Below are 17,525 nucleotides of genomic sequence, written 5' to 3' on the forward strand. Positions count from 1 at the left end.
CTAAATCTATTTAGCACTATAAAGCCTGACATATAGTATTTGTCAAGGCGAAGACTAAAATTTATCATAAAAGATTTTGTTATAATAACAGCATAAGGATTGATAATCGCAGAAAAAGCGGGGTGTAATGCTAACTTGGAATAAATCACTACAACCACACAAAGATGAAATCTTGTATGAGTTTAAGTATAGTTTTCCTAAGGGAAAATTTAATCGTTTTGAGCGGATAGTAGATAGAATAGCAACAATAATAGTTTTATTTGTCTCACTTGGATTGATTGTAGATTTTTATAATTATAGTGCAATCTATGATACGATGATTCTAATCTTTAGTTATCCTACATATTTGAGCTTAGAAAATTGGCTTGTTTTGGGGTTATATAGTATTCTTATTCCTCTGCCTTTTGCGTTGGTTTTATGGAGTTTAAACTCACTCTTGTTTCGTCAAAGAAATGCGATTTTTCTTACTAATGAGGGAATGTATATACGCTCTAGTGGTTTTTTAAAGCTATGGTATCAGCATAGATTCTATAAATATGGGGAATTTGGGTTTTATGTGCAGAAGATAGGTGGTGCTATCTATACGAGCAATTGGACGATAAGAATAAATGATATAAATACACAATATCGCCACTACTTTCATAATCTTTCAAACAAAGAATCTAAAGTTTATGTGATAGTTGATAATGATGAGCAAGATATGAAAAAGCTCCTTGAAATCCTAAGAGAAAAAACACAAGAAGCCTTAGAAAGACAAGGCAAGGCAAATCAATATGATTTGCGTGAGAAAATTAAACATTTACATATAAAGGAGTGGTAATGGGATTAGATTGGAGCAATTTTCCCTATATGAATGATTCAGATTATTTCCAAAGAGAAAAGATAAAACAAGAGGAGGAGCAAAGAAAGTTTCTCTATCGTAATGAAAAAATAGTATTTTTAAGATTAAAATACATTTGAAATTATAAAACCTGATACCTAGTATTTGTCAAGGCGAAGACTAAAATTTATCATAAAAGATTTTGTTATAATAACAGCATAAGGATTGATAATCGCAGAGAAAGCAAGGGGTGTAATGCTAACTTGGAATAAATCACAACAACCACACAAAGATGAAATCATTTATGAGTTTAAGTATAGTTTTCCTAAGGGGTGGTTTTATCGCGTAGAGAGATTAATGATAAAATTAGTTTTTTGGGTCGGTTCTTTGTTTACTCTTTTGATGTTGCAATACCAAATAGAATCTACACTCAACTTTATAACCTCTAATTTAATAATGCTACAAAATATTGAGATATTAGACTATATTATTCTTGCTTGCTTGTGTTTTATTATTTATATCATTCCTTGTCTTTTACTCTTTCTTTTTATTTGTGCTTGTATTAATATCCTTTTCTTATGTCCTTATCATTCTATCACCTTAACACACAAAGGTGTATATATCAAATATGCTCCTCTTTTTTCCATATTATCAATACAAATTTTATGCTTATGGGAATTTTTCATTTCATAGTTATTTTGGTGGAAAGATTTTTTGGGCAGTAAGAGTTTGTGATGATATAAGCAAAAATTATAAATTCTTTGATTTTAAGCACTCACATACAATACCCTTTTTAGAATATGTGGGAATGCAGTATGAACAAGAAATCATTAGAATCTTGCGCGAAAAGACGCAAGAAGCCCTAAAGAAACAAGGCAAAGCAGAAATATATAATATAAATGATAGAATTAAAAATATCCAAAAGGGGTAAAAATGAATGGTAATTGGAATAAATCACTACAACCACACAAAGATGAAATCATTTATGAGTTTAAGTATAGTTTTCCAAAGGGGTGGGGAGATAGGGTAGAGCGAATCATAGACAGGATTAATTGGCTTATTGTTTTATTGGCATCTTTATTGTTTTTGTGTGCTTTTTATGAGGGCATTTTTTACCCAACGATAAAGCCTATTTTTGCATCACATTTCAATATGCAAACATTGCTTGGAATATTTGTATTATTGCTTGTATTTTTTATCTTGCAACTCCCTCTAATCACTATGATAGTCTTTAGTCTGCACACTTTTATTTTACAACCCCACAATACTTTTGTCCTTACTTCTGATGGTATTTACATCAATGCTACACGTGGGATTTTATTATGGAAAACAAAACAATTCTATCCGTATGGGACATTTTCGTTGATGACGCAGAATATTTGGGGGCTTGGTTTCTCTCAATCCTCTTTGGCGATAAAAATTTGTGATGATATAGATAAAGAGTATAGATTATTTGATTTTAAACACTCAAAGTTTTTTACTTTTGCAATCAATGGCGAAAATGATATTAAAGAATTCTTACAAATCCTAAGAGAAAAAACACAAGAAGCCTTACAAAGACAAGGCAGAGCAGAAAAATATAACCTTAAAGAAAAAATTAAAGATATAGATATAAAGGAGTGGTAATGGAATTAGATTGGAGCAATTTTCCCTATATGAATGATTCAGATTATTTCCAAAGAGAAAAGATAAAACAAGAGGAGGAGCAAAGAAAGTTTCTCTATCGTAATGAAAAAATAGTATTTTATCAAATCGGGGATACTTTAGAAATTATGGTGCAAGGTGTTAAGTTTCAAGGCAATGGTTCGGATATTGGTATGGGAGTAATTGGGAGTATATTTGCCGCAATCAGTGAGGGGATTAAACAGGTTGGCAATCAATTTAAGGATACCAAAGGAAAAATACCTAAATCTTTTGGATTTGCTAAATGGACATTTATCCTAGAGGGATATTCTCTTGTGTTTGTGTATAATCAAGGCACAAAAGAATGGTATAGAGGGTTGGCAAGTGTTGGGTATGAAGTGATTATTTTTGGCATTACTGCTTCTATCATAGGCTTAATAAGTGCTTCTTGGTGGCTTGCCCTCATCATTGCAGCATTCATTGCCTTTATAGCTGCTCTTTTTGCAACCTCAAAATGGGGTAAAAGCGCATTAGAATTGATTTCAGAGAAAATACAGAATCTTACAGAAACCATTAAAGCCAACCTAGAAAAGGCAAAAGCATTTTTTGAGGCAAACGAGCAAGACTACTACAAGCCCTTTAGAAATAAAGATTTTATGAAAAATCTCTGTGAGGATTTGACTTGTAAGGATTTCAGTGAGCAGAGTTTGCGCGATTTACTCGTATATAGTAGCTATAAGAGAGATAATAATGAGTGGCAAACCTTTGTCTATTATCATACTCGCTTAAGTCTGCAAGATATATTTGATAGAGAAAATGGCACATTCAAAGCAAGCTATAAAGCAATGCGTGATACTGCTTTTGAAAGAGGAGTTGAATCTCAAAAAGAAGCACGACTTACCTACAATGCAAGTAAGCCAAAAATAACTTCTGTGTAGCAAAGATTTTATCTTGCTTAGAATCTCCTCTCCTCAAAAACTTTTTATTTCTTTTTGTCCTTATCTTTCATTTTGCCTCCTTGCTTTTTATGAGAATCTGCCCTCTAAGCATTAAAAATATAATGCTTAAAATCACCAAGCACACTGCCGCCAAAACTGCAAAACGTGAGCCGTTGAGTGAGATAAACAGCCCACAAAGCGAAGTGCCAAGCGTAAGACCGATATTTCCAGCACTGATAAAAAGCCCATTTGCGAGTTCCTTTGCCTCTGGGATAGGTGAGGTTACAACAAATTGCGCCATATTATTACCAACCCCCGCAAAGATTCCAAGAATGATGAGAATCACACTCGCACCCCACGCATTGCCTCCACCAAAAAAGAGTGCGACATATAACACAATGAGGCTCAAAGGCACGATTCTTAAAGTCGCATTGGGCGCACTCACAAGACTTTTACCCGCAATGAAATTGCCGATGACATTGCTTAGCCCATAGATAAGCAAAAGCGCGCTAATGAGATTAAAAGAAACCTGTGTGAAATTGAGCAAAAACTCACTCATATAGCTATAAAAGCCAAACATTGCGCCATTTAGGAGCATTACAACAATGACAGAAACCCACACTATGGGCTTTGCCAACACCTTAAATTGCCCTTTTTGCGTGGCTTTTTGCTCCTGCTTTTGACTTGGAATAAACGCAAGTGTAGCAAGGAGGCTTAAGGCATTTAGCGCACCAAAAAGATAAAAGACATTTCAAGGCTCGTATTGCTTGCGATAAAGCTAGTAAGCGGCACACCAAGCGTCATACCCGCAGAAACAGCGATAAAAATCTTTGCGATTGCCTTTGGGGATTCGTTGTGTGGGACAGAATCCGCTGCCATACTAAAGGCAAAGGCGCAAAAGATAGGGTGAAAAAACGCTGGAATTGCACGCAAGATAAGCAACACAATAAAATTTGTGCAATCGGCACAAGGATAGAAGAAATCCGCGCGGAAGCTTTGTTGCTTCCAAAGAAAAATATCGCACATAAAAGAGCTAACAATATCCCTACATAAATGGTGATTTGTCCATTATGATAAGCCTCACTCCCAACAAAAATTTCAAAGCTAGAAGTCAAAGTATAAGCTTGCAATCCATTAAATCCATAGGTAAAGCACAAAATCAGCGAAATCGCAAACACGATTCCAAATGCCCTAGAACCCAAAGCACTTTGTATATAATATGCAGGACCACCTTTATAGCCATTCTCTCCATCTTTTTGCTTATACACTTGCGCCAATGTGCTTTCAATAAACGCACTTGCCCCACCTAAAATAGCAGTTATCCACATCCAAAATAACGCGCCAGCTCCACCACTGCTAATCGCCACAGCAACCCCAACGATATTCCCAATGCCCACACGCGAAGCCGTAGAAATCATCAATGCACCAAAAGGAGAAATATGCTCCTTATGGCTTTTCTCTAGTAAAACAGAAAGGGCGGAGGGCAAAAAGCGAAGTTGTATGAAATTCGTGCGAATCGTGAAATAAAAACCACAAAACAATAACACGAAAACGAGAAAATAAGTATAAAGAAATGTGCTCGACACATTAACCAAGTTTGTTAATATTTCCATAAATTCCCCTTTGTTAGTCCAACTTTTTGCCTTTGTTTAAATTTTCGCAAAACTTAAAGGAGCGGATTTTAGCCATTCTCTCTTGAAATCTACTTTAATCATTAGAATATCTACCGAGTTGGGATACATTATAAAAGAGCGATTCTAGCCCTTGACAAACACCGAGTGTAAGGGGCTATAATATCAAGATTATTTTATAACAAGGAAAGTAAATGATAATTTATTATGGCATAGCCTTAATGATGGGGATTACTATCGCTATGCAAGCACCCATTAACGCCGCGCTTGGACGCTCTTTGCAAACGACTCCTTTAGTGGCGACTTTAATTTCTTTCATTGTAGGCTCACTTTGTCTTTTGTTACTTGTTTGTTTAAGTGGCGATTTTTCTATTGATACCATAAAGTCTTTGCCTAAACAAAGTTTGTGGAAATTCTTAGGCGGAATCTTGGGCGCATTTTGCCTTTTTGGTATGGTTTGGCTTGTGCCAAAAATTGGACTTGTTCATCTATTCTTATTTATGTTAGTTGGACAACTCATAATGGGAATGCTATTAGACCACTTTGGTGCTTTTGAATTAAATATAAAACCCATTTCTTGGTATAAGATTCTAGGGCTTAGCATTATATTCGGTGGGCTTTTAGTATTTTTTGCCAAAGAGATTAAAGAGGGATTCTAAACATTTGCTTGAAATTAAAATATTTTGTGCAATAGAATCATTCTTGGAGTTGTGCTTTGACGCCTAATTCTGTAACAAATAATTAATTTTTAAGCATATCCCACAAGCCATCTCCAATACCACAGATAAAACCACCATCGGTTTGGTTTCGGTTTCGGGTAAGAAACTCTCCGCTGCTCACTCAAAAATTCCCAAGTAAAATTATGCAGAAAAAGTCGTGAATAGCCATATTCTGCGCCATAATCATACACTTCTTGTTTCTTGCGTTCGTGCAAGGAGTAATTTGGAGATTCCCTTGTCCTTATTAAATTATGATAAGAGCTAGAATCCATTGTATTAGTTGATTCAATCCATTCCTTAGAACGAAATTTTTTGGGTAGATATTTTAATTTTGAACCGCTCCATTTATGTAGTTTTTTGAAACTATCATCTTCTCTGCCATAATGCCCAGCAAACTCTTCATCATACCCAAAAAACCGCATAAATCTAGCACGACTCATAAAAAACATATTGACATGCCCTCGGATACATTCTCCTTTTTCATTCTCACGATAAATCTTATATACATTGCGTCCGCAAGGCTTATGGCGCACCAAATGCCACAAAGTATTTTCAAAGAGATAAAAGTCCAAATCTGACAATACAATTTTATCGCTTACTGCGTAAGTTACTCCTAGATTCCTAGCCCCTGCTTGATTCCACGGAATATCTTCTTTGATTTTTATCCAACGCAAATTGAGATTAAAATGTGGAATCTCATAATGTAGTGGAGAACCATCATCTACTACTACAAACATTATCAAGTCTAAAAGTTCTGGGGAATAAGATTCGTAAAGCCTCAAAAGAGAAATCACAGAATCAATGTTTTTTTGATTACAATAAAAATGCGTAATGTAGGTTAGTTGAATCTGTGCATAGCCTTTAGCAAATAATTGGGGGGGGGGGGGCACTAGGTAATAAATGCTCGCCTACCATTGTAACTCCTAGTTTAAATTATTAAAGTTAAAATAATACAAAATATTTTGATTTATTTCAATGAATTTAAAGCCACCCAAAACAAACAACAAGAAACTTTATTCATTCCTCCCAATCTCCAAACTCTAAAGCCTTGCCACGATACAAATCTTTGCTTGCACATTTACCCAAAATTGCGTTTAAATACTTTGGTGCGATTCCATATCCCGGACGAATAGAGCGGATAGAATCCCTTGAAATCCTTTCGCCCTTTTTAATGTCTTTAATGACATACAAAGAACGCATAAAGGCTCTGCCCTCTTTGGATTTTTCACTTAACTCATAAGTTGGAATCCCAAGCAGCTCTTCTACTTCTCGCACCGCTTTTGCCATCTGTGAAAACTCCTGCGGCTCAAGGCTAAAGGTACTATCCACACCCCCAAGTTTGCGCTCTAAGATAAAATGTTTTTCAATCACCCTAGCACCAAGAGAAGCGGCGACAATAGGCGCAGTGATTCCTAATGTATGGTCTGATAGTCCAACTTCTACTCCGAAATCCTGTTTGAGCTTAGGAATCAAACGCAAATTTCCGCTTTTGAGCGGTGCAGGATAAGAGCTCGTGCATTGCAAGAGTGTAACCTCCGAATTTCCCGCTTGCCTGCATACTTCTATGGCTTCTTGAATCTCTTCTTTTGTCGCGATTCCTTTAGACAAAATTATCGGCTTGCCCAAACGCGCTATATAGGCAATCAATTCTAAATCCACAATTTCAAAAGACGCAACTTTATAAATAGGATTCCCTAACTCCTCTAAAAAATCCACGCCCTTTTTGCTAAAAGGGCTAGAAAAGCACACAAGCCCGAGTTTGTGCGCATAGTCAAATAGTTCCGTATGCCATTCCCACGGCGTCATTGCCTCTTGGTATAAATCATAAAATTTTTTCCCTTCCCACAAAGTTCCCTCTATACGAAAATCTTTCAAATCACAATCAATGGTTAAACAATCTGGCGTGTAAGTCTGTAATTTAATCGCATCTGCGCCAGAATCCTTTGCTGCCTTAATCGTCCGCAATGCCAAATCTTTATCTTGATTGTGATTCGCAGAGAGTTCAGCGACAAGAAATATTCTATCTTTTCTCACCCACACCTCCTTAAAAGTCTTTCAAATTTTGCTTAAGATTATATCGGAAAATATTATAAGGCAACAATAAATAGAAATTTTAATGAGATTCTAGGAGGAAATCATAATCCCTATAAAGCCATTATTATATAATTCTTCCTTGAGAATCTCTTATTGCTTTGGGATAATTGCGATAATGAATCTCTAATAAGCATCCAATTTCAAGCGTCCGACTCTTATTGTTTAAGATTCTTAATATCCTCATTGCACAAACGTGATACTCTTCAAATTCTATACCTTCTAGCCCATTGTCTGATTCATAACAAGTCTCTACGACTGCCTCCACTATATCTCCACTCTGAAGCGTCAAAAGATATTTTTCATAAATATTTGTAGAAATTGCTAAAAATAAATTTTCCATTATTTCCTTTTCTTTTTTGGAAAAAAACATAAAAATCCTTTTATTTTAAAACCCTTTAAAATAAAATAGTCTTTGCGAATCAGCCAAAATAACCACGAAAATCTTTTTTATATTGTCGTTAAGTTAAAAATGAAATTTAGAATAAGGTATAAAGAGTAAAGAAAAGTGGCTCCGGATGTAGGATTCGAACCTACGACCAAGCGGTTAACAGCCGCCTACTCTACCGCTGAGCTAATCCGGAATAAGCTCTATTAAAAAGAGGCAAAATTATATATAAAATCCTATTTAATGTCAAGGAATCTTATCGTTTTTTAAATATCTTGTAAATTTAAACTTAAAAATACTACAATTTGCTTCAAGTTAAATTACACAAAATGAGGTTTTTATGGGACGAGCATTTGAATACCGAAGAGCAAGCAAAGAAAAACGATGGGATAAGATGTCAAAACTTTTTCCAAAACTAGGCAAAGCAATCAGCATCGCCGTCAAAGAGGGCGGAAGTGGCGACCCTGATATGAACTCCAAACTCCGCACTGCCATAATGGCGGCTAAGGCACAAAATATGCCAAAGGATAATATTGAAGCGGCTATCAAACGCGCCTTAGGAAAAGACGGAATCCAAATTACAGAGGTAAATTATGAAATCAAAGCCCCTCATGGTGCTTTATTTTTCGTAGAATGCGCGACAGATAACACCACGCGCACGGTAGCGAATCTCAAAAGCTATGCCAATAAATTAGGCGGACAAATGCTAACCAATAATTCCTTAGAATTTATGTTTGCACGCAAAGCACATTTTGAGATTGACAAAGCCACTGCGGGAGATTTAGAGGAGCTAGAACTCACACTCATTGACGCAGGATTGGATTCTATGGAAATAGAAGAAGAAATCGTCCATATTTATGGAGATTATACGAGTTTTGGCACGCTTGCAAATGCGCTTGAAGAACTGAAATTAGAAGTCAAAAAAGCTGCATTAGAACGCATTGCGACAAATCCTGTTGAATTTAGTGAGGAACAATTAGTGGAGATTGAAAAACTGCTTGATAGAATTGAGGAAGACGATGATGTACAAGCGGTATTTACCAATATTGCTTAAATTTTGAATCTCTATTATTAAAAGATTCGGTTTTTAAGCACTTCAAATTTTGTAGATAAATCATTTAAGGATAATAAATGTTAGAAAAATTAACAAAAGCTACTTTTGAAAACACAATCCAAGAGGGAATCTGCCTTGTCATAGTCAGTGCGCCTTGGTGTCCGGATTGTCGCAAAATTGAACCCATTATTGAAATATTACGACAAGAATATGGCACACAAATGAAATTTTTTGCCATTATGGCAGACGAGGAAGAGGCACTTAAAGAATCTTTAAATGTGCGTAGAATTCCTACACTTATTTTTTATAAAAACGGCGTGGAAGTGGGCGAAAGATTAGTTGAGCCAAACTCCAAGCCTCTCATTGAAGAGGCAATCCATTCCGCACTCAAGGCTTAAATCATTTCTTGCGATTCTATTTTAAGAATCGCAAACTTTTTCACCCTCCCCTTAAAATCAATCATACGGCTTTAATTTCTTTAATTTTATTTATAAATAAGCACTTTTGGGTTAAAATGAAAGGTTATTTTTATAAATAATTTATAATTTTCAAGGATAACTCAATGCAAAATCCTCACGCCAAAGGTGGTTTTATCAAGATTCTTGGGCTTGTAGTGTGCATCATTGTCATTTTATTTGGAATGTTTATGTTAAGCTCCGATGGGTTTGAAAAAGAATCTCCTACGATTCATCTCAAAAGCACCTCTTGGAATCTCAAAGGCACATTCCCTATTGAAATCAGCGACAATGCAGGAATCAAAAGCTACAAGGTTTCCTTGATAGATAATGGGCAAAAGATTCCACTTGAGATACAAAATCTCACAGAACAAAATCCAATGTGTATGATAAAAAATGCAAATACTGCTCCTTTAGCGCAAAATATTACCACCCAATCCCCTGTAAAAAAATTTTGTATTGGTATCCAAAAGCCCGAAAATATCAAGAACAATGTGCAATCTCTCTTGCTTGAAATCAGCGTAACAGACACAAGCAAATGGAATTTCTTTAAAGGCAACACAACCACAGAGAAATTCCCGATTCAAATAGACACCAAAAAGCCGCAAATTGCGGTGATTGCAAACTCTTATAAAATCACCCAAGGAGGAAGCGCGCTTGTCATTTTCAAGGCAGAAGACGAGAATTTAAAAAGCGTCCGAATCACCAACGGGGATTTGGATTTCACACCCCAGCCTTTTTACAAAGACGGGTTTTATATCTCCCTCCTTGCTTGGTCTAAACTCCACGAGAACTTTAATGCCAAAATCATTGCAGAAGATAGCGCAGGCAATCTTAGCGTTGCACCCATTAACTATTTCAAGCAAAAAAAGCAATATCGTAACTCTACGATTCCGCTAACAGATGCCTTTATTGATGGCAAAATTTCTAGCCTTGTAGAAGAAATTGGAGAGAAAAATTTAGGAGATTTTGAAGATAAACTCTCAATCTTTCGCTATATCAATGAAGAAGTGCGCGAAGACACCTTTAATCGCATTTTAAAGGCTGCTTCGCTCATAGATACAGAATCTCTTGTAGAAAATTTCTCCATTGGAGCGTTCGCCCCTCTAAAGAATGGCGCGGTAATGGCAAACTTTGGCGACCACCGCACCTTTATCTATCAAGGAGAAAATGTCAGTGAATCCAATCATATGGGGTTAGACCTTGCGAGCGTGAAACAAGCACCCGTGATTCTTAATAATGCGGGCATTGTTACCCTCAATGAATTTGTAGGCATTGATGGAAATGCTCTTGTGATTTATCACGGACTTGGACTTTCTACACTCTATGCGCATTTGACGAGCACGGAAGTCAATGTAGGAGATACACTAGAAAAGGGTGTCATCATCGCAAACACCGGAAACACAGGACTAGCATTAGGCGACCACTTGCACTTTAGCGTGCTTGTGCAAGGCTATGAAGTATGGAATGCGGAATGGATGGATTCTGCTTGGATTAAAACAAATATCACCAATGTGATTGCACAAAGCAAAGAAATTATAGACAAACTCTAAGGGCAACGATGGTCATAGCAAGACAAAAAAACTTTCGTGCATTTATTTTTATGCAAGGAGACGCGCAAGAAACCATTACTTATATTGAAAAAAACTTTGTTTTGCTAAAAGACTTTTTGATGATTTTCGCTTATCCTGTCAAAACAGCTGATTCCACTTCGCTTTATGATTATCTTCTTTTTAAGAATCTAAATTTCATAGAATCGCCAGAAATCAAAAAGGGTGAAACGCTTGGGCAAATCCATTTGGGTTTGGAAAATCCTCAAACTCTTTCTGCGATTCCACCCAACAATCATAGCAGCATAGATTCTAATGCAGAATCCCAAACTACCAAAGACGAAGCAAAACCCACGCTCGTTTTTCATCGCACGATTCGTAGCGGGGAAGAAATCATCACGCAAGGGGACTTGACAATTTTTGGACGCATTAATAGTGGCGCACATATTCAGAGTGAGGGGAATATACAAATCTTCGGCAGTATTAGCGGCAATGTCTTTTGCAACGGAGATTATATGATTTTGGGCAAAGTTGTAGAGGGAAATGTCCTTTTTCACGGAGAAATTTTAGATAAGGAACGCCTACAACATAACCAAAACAAAATTTATAAAAAACAAAATGAAATTATGATAGAGGAGCTACAATGAAACAACAAACCATTGCAAAAAAAGTAGAATTAGTCGGCATTGGATTACATAAAGGCGTGCCCGTCAAAATGACTTTAGAACCTTTAGATGAAAATTGTGGCATTCATTTTTATCGCAGCGATGTAGGTGTCAGTATCCCTCTGCACCCAAATAATGTTATAGATACCACAATGGCAACGGTGATTTGCAAGGAGGGGCATAGAATCTCTACCATTGAACATTTGCTCTCCGCTATCCACGCCTATGGCATTGATAATCTAAAAATCACCTTAGATAACGAAGAAGTGCCCATTATGGACGGCAGCAGCATTGGATATTGTATGCTTCTTGAGGAAGCAGGCATTATCAAGCAATCCTCCCCTAAAAAAATCCTAAAAATCAAAACACCCATTGAGGTTAAAGAGGGGGATAAATTTGTGCGATTCGAACCCAATGACGCGTGTATTTTTGATTTCTCTATCCATTTTCCTCACCCAGCAATTGGCACACAATCTTACAAGTTCAAATTCTCTACCAAAAACTACAAAGAGGAGATTGCGCGGGCAAGAACCTTTGGTTTTTTAAGCGAAGTGCAATACTTACGTTCTATTGGTCTTGCGCTTGGAGGCTCATTAGACAATGCTATCGTGCTAGATGAGACAACGATTCTTAACAAAGAGGGTTTGCGCTATAAAGAAGAATTTGTTCGCCACAAGATTCTTGATGCAATTGGCGATATGTCGCTACTTGGGATTCCATTGCTTGGTGCATATGTCTCTTATGCAGGCAGTCATAAGCTCAACCACTTATTGACAAAAAAACTTTTTGAAAATAGCAATGCGTTTGAAATTTTAGAAAGTGAAGAATCCCAAAAGATTTACGAATACGCCCTACAAAATGCGTAAAGTCTTTATCCTACCTAATATTGCGGATCAGCCTACATTCGTTGGCGTTTATGCCAAGATTCAAGAATCTTGGAATCTCGCAGAATCTCACGCAATCACTTGCCCCCTAAGTGATGGGCTCGTGCCTTTATTTATGGATTTACAGAAGCAAGGAATCACATTAGAGAGTTTATACTTTGTGCGCGGTCCGGGGAGTTTTATGGCTCTTAAGCTCATTTACCTTTTTGCAAAGACCCTAGAAATTGCACAAAATGTGAAGCTTTACGCCACACACGCATTTCACTTTAACGAAAATTCCCCTATTAGAGCGTATGGAAATTGTTATTTTATCCGAGAAAATCCGCTATGTGCGAATAATGGAGATTCCATTCCCCACACACTAGAGGAGGAAGCCCAAAAGCTAAAAATTGCCTTACGAAGTTTTGATACTCCGCCACAAATCAAGCCCTTTGTATTGCCCAATACCTTAAATCTCACGCTTTTTGACACGCAATTAAAACCTCTTTATTTACTTCCACCTGTTTAAAGGTTCTCAATGTCTATTTCACACGATAACGCACCCAACCATTACCTAGCAGATTCCACAAAAAAACCCAAAATGAGCCTCCAACGTCAAGCCACGATTGTCTCAAGCCTCACTGCTTGCATATTGATATTAGTCAAATTTATAGTTGGAATCCTAAGCGGTTCTGTCGCCATACTTGCAAGCGCGATTGATTCCTTGCTTGACTTATTTGCCTCACTTTTCAATCTCTATGCCGTTACAAAATCCGAAAAACCTGCGGACTTCAAATATAATTATGGTATGGGAAAGATAGAATCGCTTGCTGCGGTGATTGAGGGGAGCGTGATTTTAGTTTCTGGTATTTTTATTTTATACCAATCTTTCAAGAAACTTATCTTTGGCGGGGAATTGGCTTATCTTGGTTATTCGGTTTATGTAATGGTTTTTTCACTTGTTTTGACGACTGCACTCGTTGTTTATCTCAACTATATCGCCAAAAAAAGCAATAACCTTGTCATCAAAGCAGACGCCCTCCATTATAAAACAGATATTTTGAGTAATGGCTCAGTGCTCATTGCGCTTATTCTAGTGCATTGGACAAACTTCCACGCAATTGACGCAATTTTTGGAATAGGAATCGGAATCTATGTAGCCCATTCCGCATTTGACTTGCTAAAAGAAGGCGTATTTATCTTACTAGATAGAACCTTAGATGCACAAAAGATAGATTCTATCAAACAAATCATTGCTGCTGCTCCACAAGTGCAGAGCTATCACGACTTGAAAACGCGTCAAAGCGGCGAAACAAACTTCGTAGAAGTCCATTTAGTCTTTGACCCACAAATCTCGCTACTAGACGCACACCAAGTTGCAGATTCTATTGAACACGCAATCTACAACCTAGAGGGAAAATGGGAAATCATTACACACCTTGACCCTTATGATGATGAAGGAACAATATGCAATATTTGCTAGATTTTTTGCAAACCAATCCCATTAACAAAACTAAAATTTATCCTTTTTTGAAATGCAATCACGAAGAAGCTTTGATTTTGCGCCATTTATGCGCGGAACTCTTAAAAGGCAATGATGAAAATCTCTGTTTGGACATCATTAATGCTCTCTTTATCCCGCAAGATGAAGCAGCGATTCTAGGATATTTGCCTCATTTTAAAAATCTTTTGGAGCTAGGCTGGATTAACCAACAAAGCTTTTTAAAGAATCTTAGTCAAGAAGTTATCTTGCTAGAATTATTAAACACGGCTTTTAGCTTAAGCTCTAGCTTTTTAAAGCTTCTTGAAGAGGGCGGAATCAATCCTAAGCTCCCAAAAATTGCCCCCTATAACAACCATTTAGAATATCTCAAAGACCAATTCCTCTCCATTGAGCTAATGCACAGCCTAAGCCCATACAAAAAAGACCATTCCACTTCCCCGCTTTTAAACAAAGGTATGCAGAAATTTAAATTACTCCAACAAAGAATTAACGAACGTTTAGATTTGACAAAAGAAAAGTTGAGTTTGGAAGTTTTATTTAAAGAATACAACCTCAACCCACAAGAAAAAATCATTTTTATTGCGCTCTTGCGTGAGGAATATTTAGGCAAAGAGAGCGAGGGAAGAGAATTAAACGCCCTCATTAATCTTGTGAGTATGAATGATTATGAAAGAATCAAGAATCGTGCCCTTTTAGACGATAGAAGTCGCCTAGTAGAAAAAGGCTTGGTGGATTATGATGAAATTCTAAGCCCTTTTGGAGGAATTAACCGCACCTTTTTTATCCCTGACGCGATTCTAAAAAGAATCACGCACCCACAAAATTACAACAAAAAAGAACGTATCAGCCTAAAATCACTCGTCTTAGAGCAAGAAATTTTTGAATTTTTACACCCAAAAATTCCTTTGAGCGAAGTTGTGCTAAGCCCAAGCACGAGAGCGACACTTGAAACACTGCTTAAACAAATGGATTCTAAAGTTTTACAATATTTAAAAGATTGGGGAATCAAAGATAAAAAACGTGGGATTGATGCGAAAATTATTTTCTATGGTGCGGCAGGCACGGGCAAAACATTAACCGCCTTAGCCCTTGCAAAATCCCTTAAAAAGCCTGTTCTAAGCTTTGATTGCTCTAAGATTCTCTCTATGTATGTGGGTGAGAGTGAAAAAAATGTCCGCAAAATCTTTGAATCCTACAAGGATCTTTGCACACACAGCAAACAAACTCCTATTTTATTGCTAGACGAAGCAGACCAATTTTTGAGCACACGCACGACTAATGGAAGCGGAGCGGATAAAATGCACAACCAAATGCAAAACATTTTCCTAGAACAAATTGAACGATTTGACGGAATCTTGATTGCCACAACCAACTTATTAGAAACACTTGATACCGCGTTTTCAAGACGTTTTAATTATAAAATTGAATTTAAAAAGCCAAACTTTGAAGAACGACTGCAACTTTGGGAAAAACTACTCCCCAAAAACGCGCCTTTTGAAGAAAATTTCAATATTAAAAAACTTGCAGAATTTTCTTTGAGCGGAGGACAGATTGCCCTTGTCGTCAAAAATACCGCTTACAATATCGCAAGCCTTAAAAAACCGCAATTTAGCACACAGAGCTTTTTAGACGAAATCAAGCGGGAGCTTCATTCTAATTTTGACGGAGGGCGCGAAATGGGATTCCACACTTAATGTTTGCCACAAATGCTGCGCAATTTTGCAATGGTAAAGGAATCGTGGGGAGTTTTATAAACTTCCGCAACCTGCAATAAGTTTGCAATTCCCAAAAATCACAATTTACATAAAATCTCTTTAAATTTCTTGAAAAAGCCTTTTATTTTGGCTTCCGATTCTGCTAAGATACGCGAAACATTTTAGGTGAGTTTGATGACAAGATTTTCCAAAGCGGGATATGTATTATCCACTGCTGGCAGTGCGATTGGACTTGGTGGAATCTGGGGATTCCCTTATTTGGTGGGACAAAATGGAGGATTTGCATTTGTTCTTGTTTTTGTGCTTGCGTTTTTGTTCTTTGGCGTGAGTGTATTTATCGTGGAAATGCTCTTTGGGCGCACAAGCGGACAAAATAGCGTAAGCACCTTTGAGGAATTTGCCCCTAAGAATCTGAAATTCTTAAAATATGGCGGATTTATGGTGATTTCTGGCGTCCTCATCTTTGCCTTTTATGTCGTTGTTTTAGGCTGGTTGGTACATTATATGTTCTTAAGCGTCATTGGATTACCAAAGACTTTAGAAGCTACACAAAACTTGTGGGGGGGGTTTATCAGTAGTCAAATTGGGTGGCAAATGCTCTGGCATTTTATCGTCGTCGCACTCTGTGCTTATGTCCTCAATCGTGGAGTTAAAGCGGGAATTGAGAAGCTAAACTTAATTCTAATGCCCTTGCTTTTATTCATCTTTTTAGGCTTGCTTGTTTATTCTATGGCTCAAGACGCTTTTATGGAATCTTTTAAGTTTTTGTTTAGCCCAAACTTTGAAAAAATCAATTCCGAAGTCATTATCCGCGCAATGGGGCAAGCCTTTTTCTCGCTTTCTCTGGGTGTAGGCGTGATTCTAGTCTATTCTAATTCTATGCCCAAAGAGGGAAATTTCGTCCGCTTTGCAGTGGTGATTGCCCTGCTTAACTTTGTCTTTTGTTTGGTGGCGGGTTTAGTGATTTTTACCTTTATTTTTGGTTATGGCGCAGAACCAACCGAGGGCGTTGGGCTAGTCTTCATCTCCTTGCCGCTCATCTTTGCCAATATGGGCACAGCAGGACAAGTGATTGCGTTTTTGTTTTTCGTTTCTTTAATTTTCGCCGGCATTACTTCAGCCGTCTCTATGCTTGAGCCTCTCAATAGTTATTTGATAGAACGTTTTTCTATGAAACGTCATCTTGCAAACCTCATTAGCGTTTTGAGTGCCTATCTGCTAGGTATTATCGCACTACTTAGCAATACAACTCTTTTTGCAACAGACTTAACTTTCTTTGGAAAAAATCTTTTTGATTGGTTTGTTTATCTCACAAGTTCCTTTATGTTGCCATTGGCGGGTGTTTTTATGTGTCTTTATATGGGTTGGCTTCTACCAAAAGAACGCGTTTATGCTATGTTGGAGGGGAGATTAACAGGAATCTATTTCAAGGGTTGGTATTTTGTGATTCGTTTCATCGCACCGATTGGAATCCTTGCGGCGATGATTAACCTCATCTAATTGTAATTC

Annotated in this window: 19 protein-coding genes, 1 tRNA gene and 1 pseudogene; 15 read left to right on the top strand and 6 right to left on the bottom strand. The window is 37.1% G+C overall.

Features of this window, described 5'->3' with window-relative positions; all coding sequences use genetic code 11:
- Positions 1-127 precede the first annotated feature (127 nt).
- From HDT10_RS08780 to HDT10_RS08800, 5 genes are all read left to right on the top strand, one after another.
- Positions 128-820 (top strand): hypothetical protein, encoded by a 693-nt coding sequence (locus HDT10_RS08780; RefSeq protein WP_290882440.1) that lies wholly within the window; start codon positions 128-130, stop codon positions 818-820.
- On the top strand, positions 820-960 hold the full coding sequence (locus HDT10_RS08785) for a hypothetical protein (protein ID WP_290882443.1): 141 nt from the start codon (positions 820-822) through the stop codon (positions 958-960). Before HDT10_RS08780 ends, HDT10_RS08785 begins: the two co-directional genes overlap by 1 nt.
- 488 nt (positions 961-1,448) lie before the next feature.
- A complete protein-coding gene (locus HDT10_RS08790; protein ID WP_290882445.1) occupies positions 1,449-1,751 on the top strand; it encodes a hypothetical protein in 303 nt (100 codons plus the stop codon).
- Between the two features lie 2 nt (positions 1,752-1,753).
- Positions 1,754-2,446: a hypothetical protein gene (locus HDT10_RS08795; RefSeq protein ID WP_290882448.1), complete on the top strand. Its 693-nt coding sequence runs from the start codon at positions 1,754-1,756 to the stop codon at positions 2,444-2,446.
- On the top strand, positions 2,446-3,381 hold the full coding sequence (locus HDT10_RS08800; RefSeq protein WP_290882449.1) for a hypothetical protein: 936 nt from the start codon (positions 2,446-2,448) through the stop codon (positions 3,379-3,381). The genes HDT10_RS08795 and HDT10_RS08800 overlap by 1 nt, the downstream gene beginning before the upstream one ends.
- Positions 3,382-3,448: 67 nt before the next feature.
- Here the strand turns inward: HDT10_RS08800 and HDT10_RS08805 are convergent.
- Both HDT10_RS08805 and HDT10_RS08810 read right to left on the bottom strand, forming a co-directional pair.
- Positions 3,449-4,284: pseudogene (locus tag HDT10_RS08805) on the bottom strand (MFS transporter).
- Entirely contained in the window at positions 4,182-4,994 is an 813-nt protein-coding gene (locus HDT10_RS08810) for an alanine:cation symporter family protein (RefSeq protein ID WP_290882454.1), read from the bottom strand. Before HDT10_RS08810 ends, HDT10_RS08805 begins: the two are co-directional and overlap by 103 nt.
- A 212-nt stretch (positions 4,995-5,206) precedes the next feature.
- Between HDT10_RS08810 and HDT10_RS08815 the strand changes: the two genes are divergently transcribed.
- Positions 5,207-5,671: a DMT family transporter gene (locus HDT10_RS08815; RefSeq protein ID WP_290882456.1), complete on the top strand. Its 465-nt coding sequence runs from the start codon at positions 5,207-5,209 to the stop codon at positions 5,669-5,671.
- Positions 5,672-5,760: 89 nt separating this feature from the next.
- Here HDT10_RS08815 and HDT10_RS08820 read toward each other — a convergent pair whose 3' ends face one another.
- From HDT10_RS08820 to HDT10_RS08835, 4 genes are all read right to left on the bottom strand, one after another.
- Positions 5,761-6,621 carry a glycosyltransferase family A protein gene (locus HDT10_RS08820; protein ID WP_290882458.1) on the bottom strand — a complete coding sequence of 287 codons (861 nt, stop codon included), beginning with the start codon at positions 6,619-6,621 and terminating at the stop codon, positions 5,761-5,763.
- A gap of 127 nt (positions 6,622-6,748) precedes the next feature.
- Positions 6,749-7,765, bottom strand: coding sequence for a pseudaminic acid synthase (pseI, locus tag HDT10_RS08825; RefSeq protein WP_290882460.1), 1,017 nt, complete (start codon positions 7,763-7,765; stop codon positions 6,749-6,751).
- A 124-nt stretch (positions 7,766-7,889) separates the two neighbouring features.
- Positions 7,890-8,195 carry a hypothetical protein gene (locus tag HDT10_RS08830; RefSeq protein WP_290882462.1) on the bottom strand — a complete coding sequence of 102 codons (306 nt, stop codon included), beginning with the start codon at positions 8,193-8,195 and terminating at the stop codon, positions 7,890-7,892.
- A 136-nt stretch (positions 8,196-8,331) separates the two neighbouring features.
- Positions 8,332-8,406 (bottom strand) — tRNA-Asn (locus HDT10_RS08835).
- A gap of 144 nt (positions 8,407-8,550) precedes the next feature.
- Here HDT10_RS08835 and HDT10_RS08840 point away from each other — a divergent pair.
- From HDT10_RS08840 to HDT10_RS08880, 9 genes are all read left to right on the top strand, one after another.
- Complete coding sequence (locus HDT10_RS08840) at positions 8,551-9,264, top strand: YebC/PmpR family DNA-binding transcriptional regulator (RefSeq protein ID WP_290882464.1); 714 nt, start codon at positions 8,551-8,553, stop codon at positions 9,262-9,264.
- A 77-nt stretch (positions 9,265-9,341) separates the two neighbouring features.
- Positions 9,342-9,662, top strand: coding sequence for a co-chaperone YbbN (locus HDT10_RS08845; RefSeq protein ID WP_290882466.1), 321 nt, complete (start codon positions 9,342-9,344; stop codon positions 9,660-9,662).
- Between the two features lie 164 nt (positions 9,663-9,826).
- Positions 9,827-11,272 (top strand): M23 family metallopeptidase, encoded by a 1,446-nt coding sequence (locus HDT10_RS08850; RefSeq protein WP_290882467.1) that lies wholly within the window; start codon positions 9,827-9,829, stop codon positions 11,270-11,272.
- Between the two features lie 8 nt (positions 11,273-11,280).
- Positions 11,281-11,916, top strand: a complete 636-nt coding sequence (locus tag HDT10_RS08855; protein WP_290882469.1) for a septum site-determining protein MinC — start codon at positions 11,281-11,283, stop codon at positions 11,914-11,916.
- The gene (gene lpxC, locus HDT10_RS08860; protein ID WP_290882470.1) at positions 11,913-12,800 is read left to right on the top strand and encodes a UDP-3-O-acyl-N-acetylglucosamine deacetylase; all 888 of its coding nucleotides are present in this window, start codon (positions 11,913-11,915) and stop codon (positions 12,798-12,800) included. The genes HDT10_RS08855 and lpxC overlap by 4 nt, the downstream gene beginning before the upstream one ends.
- Positions 12,793-13,326 carry a hypothetical protein gene (locus HDT10_RS08865; RefSeq protein WP_290882472.1) on the top strand — a complete coding sequence of 178 codons (534 nt, stop codon included), beginning with the start codon at positions 12,793-12,795 and terminating at the stop codon, positions 13,324-13,326. Before lpxC ends, HDT10_RS08865 begins: the two co-directional genes overlap by 8 nt.
- A gap of 72 nt (positions 13,327-13,398) precedes the next feature.
- Complete coding sequence (locus HDT10_RS08870; RefSeq protein WP_290882569.1) at positions 13,399-14,280, top strand: cation diffusion facilitator family transporter; 882 nt, start codon at positions 13,399-13,401, stop codon at positions 14,278-14,280.
- The gene (locus tag HDT10_RS08875; protein WP_290882474.1) at positions 14,265-15,995 is read left to right on the top strand and encodes an ATP-binding protein; all 1,731 of its coding nucleotides are present in this window, start codon (positions 14,265-14,267) and stop codon (positions 15,993-15,995) included. The genes HDT10_RS08870 and HDT10_RS08875 overlap by 16 nt, the downstream gene beginning before the upstream one ends.
- Before the next feature lie 195 nt (positions 15,996-16,190).
- Positions 16,191-17,516, top strand: coding sequence for a sodium-dependent transporter (locus HDT10_RS08880; protein WP_290882476.1), 1,326 nt, complete (start codon positions 16,191-16,193; stop codon positions 17,514-17,516).
- The last annotated feature ends 9 nt before the right edge of the window (positions 17,517-17,525 follow it).

The organism is Helicobacter sp., from assembly GCF_014799995.1.
GTDB lineage: Bacteria > Campylobacterota > Campylobacteria > Campylobacterales > Helicobacteraceae > Helicobacter_D.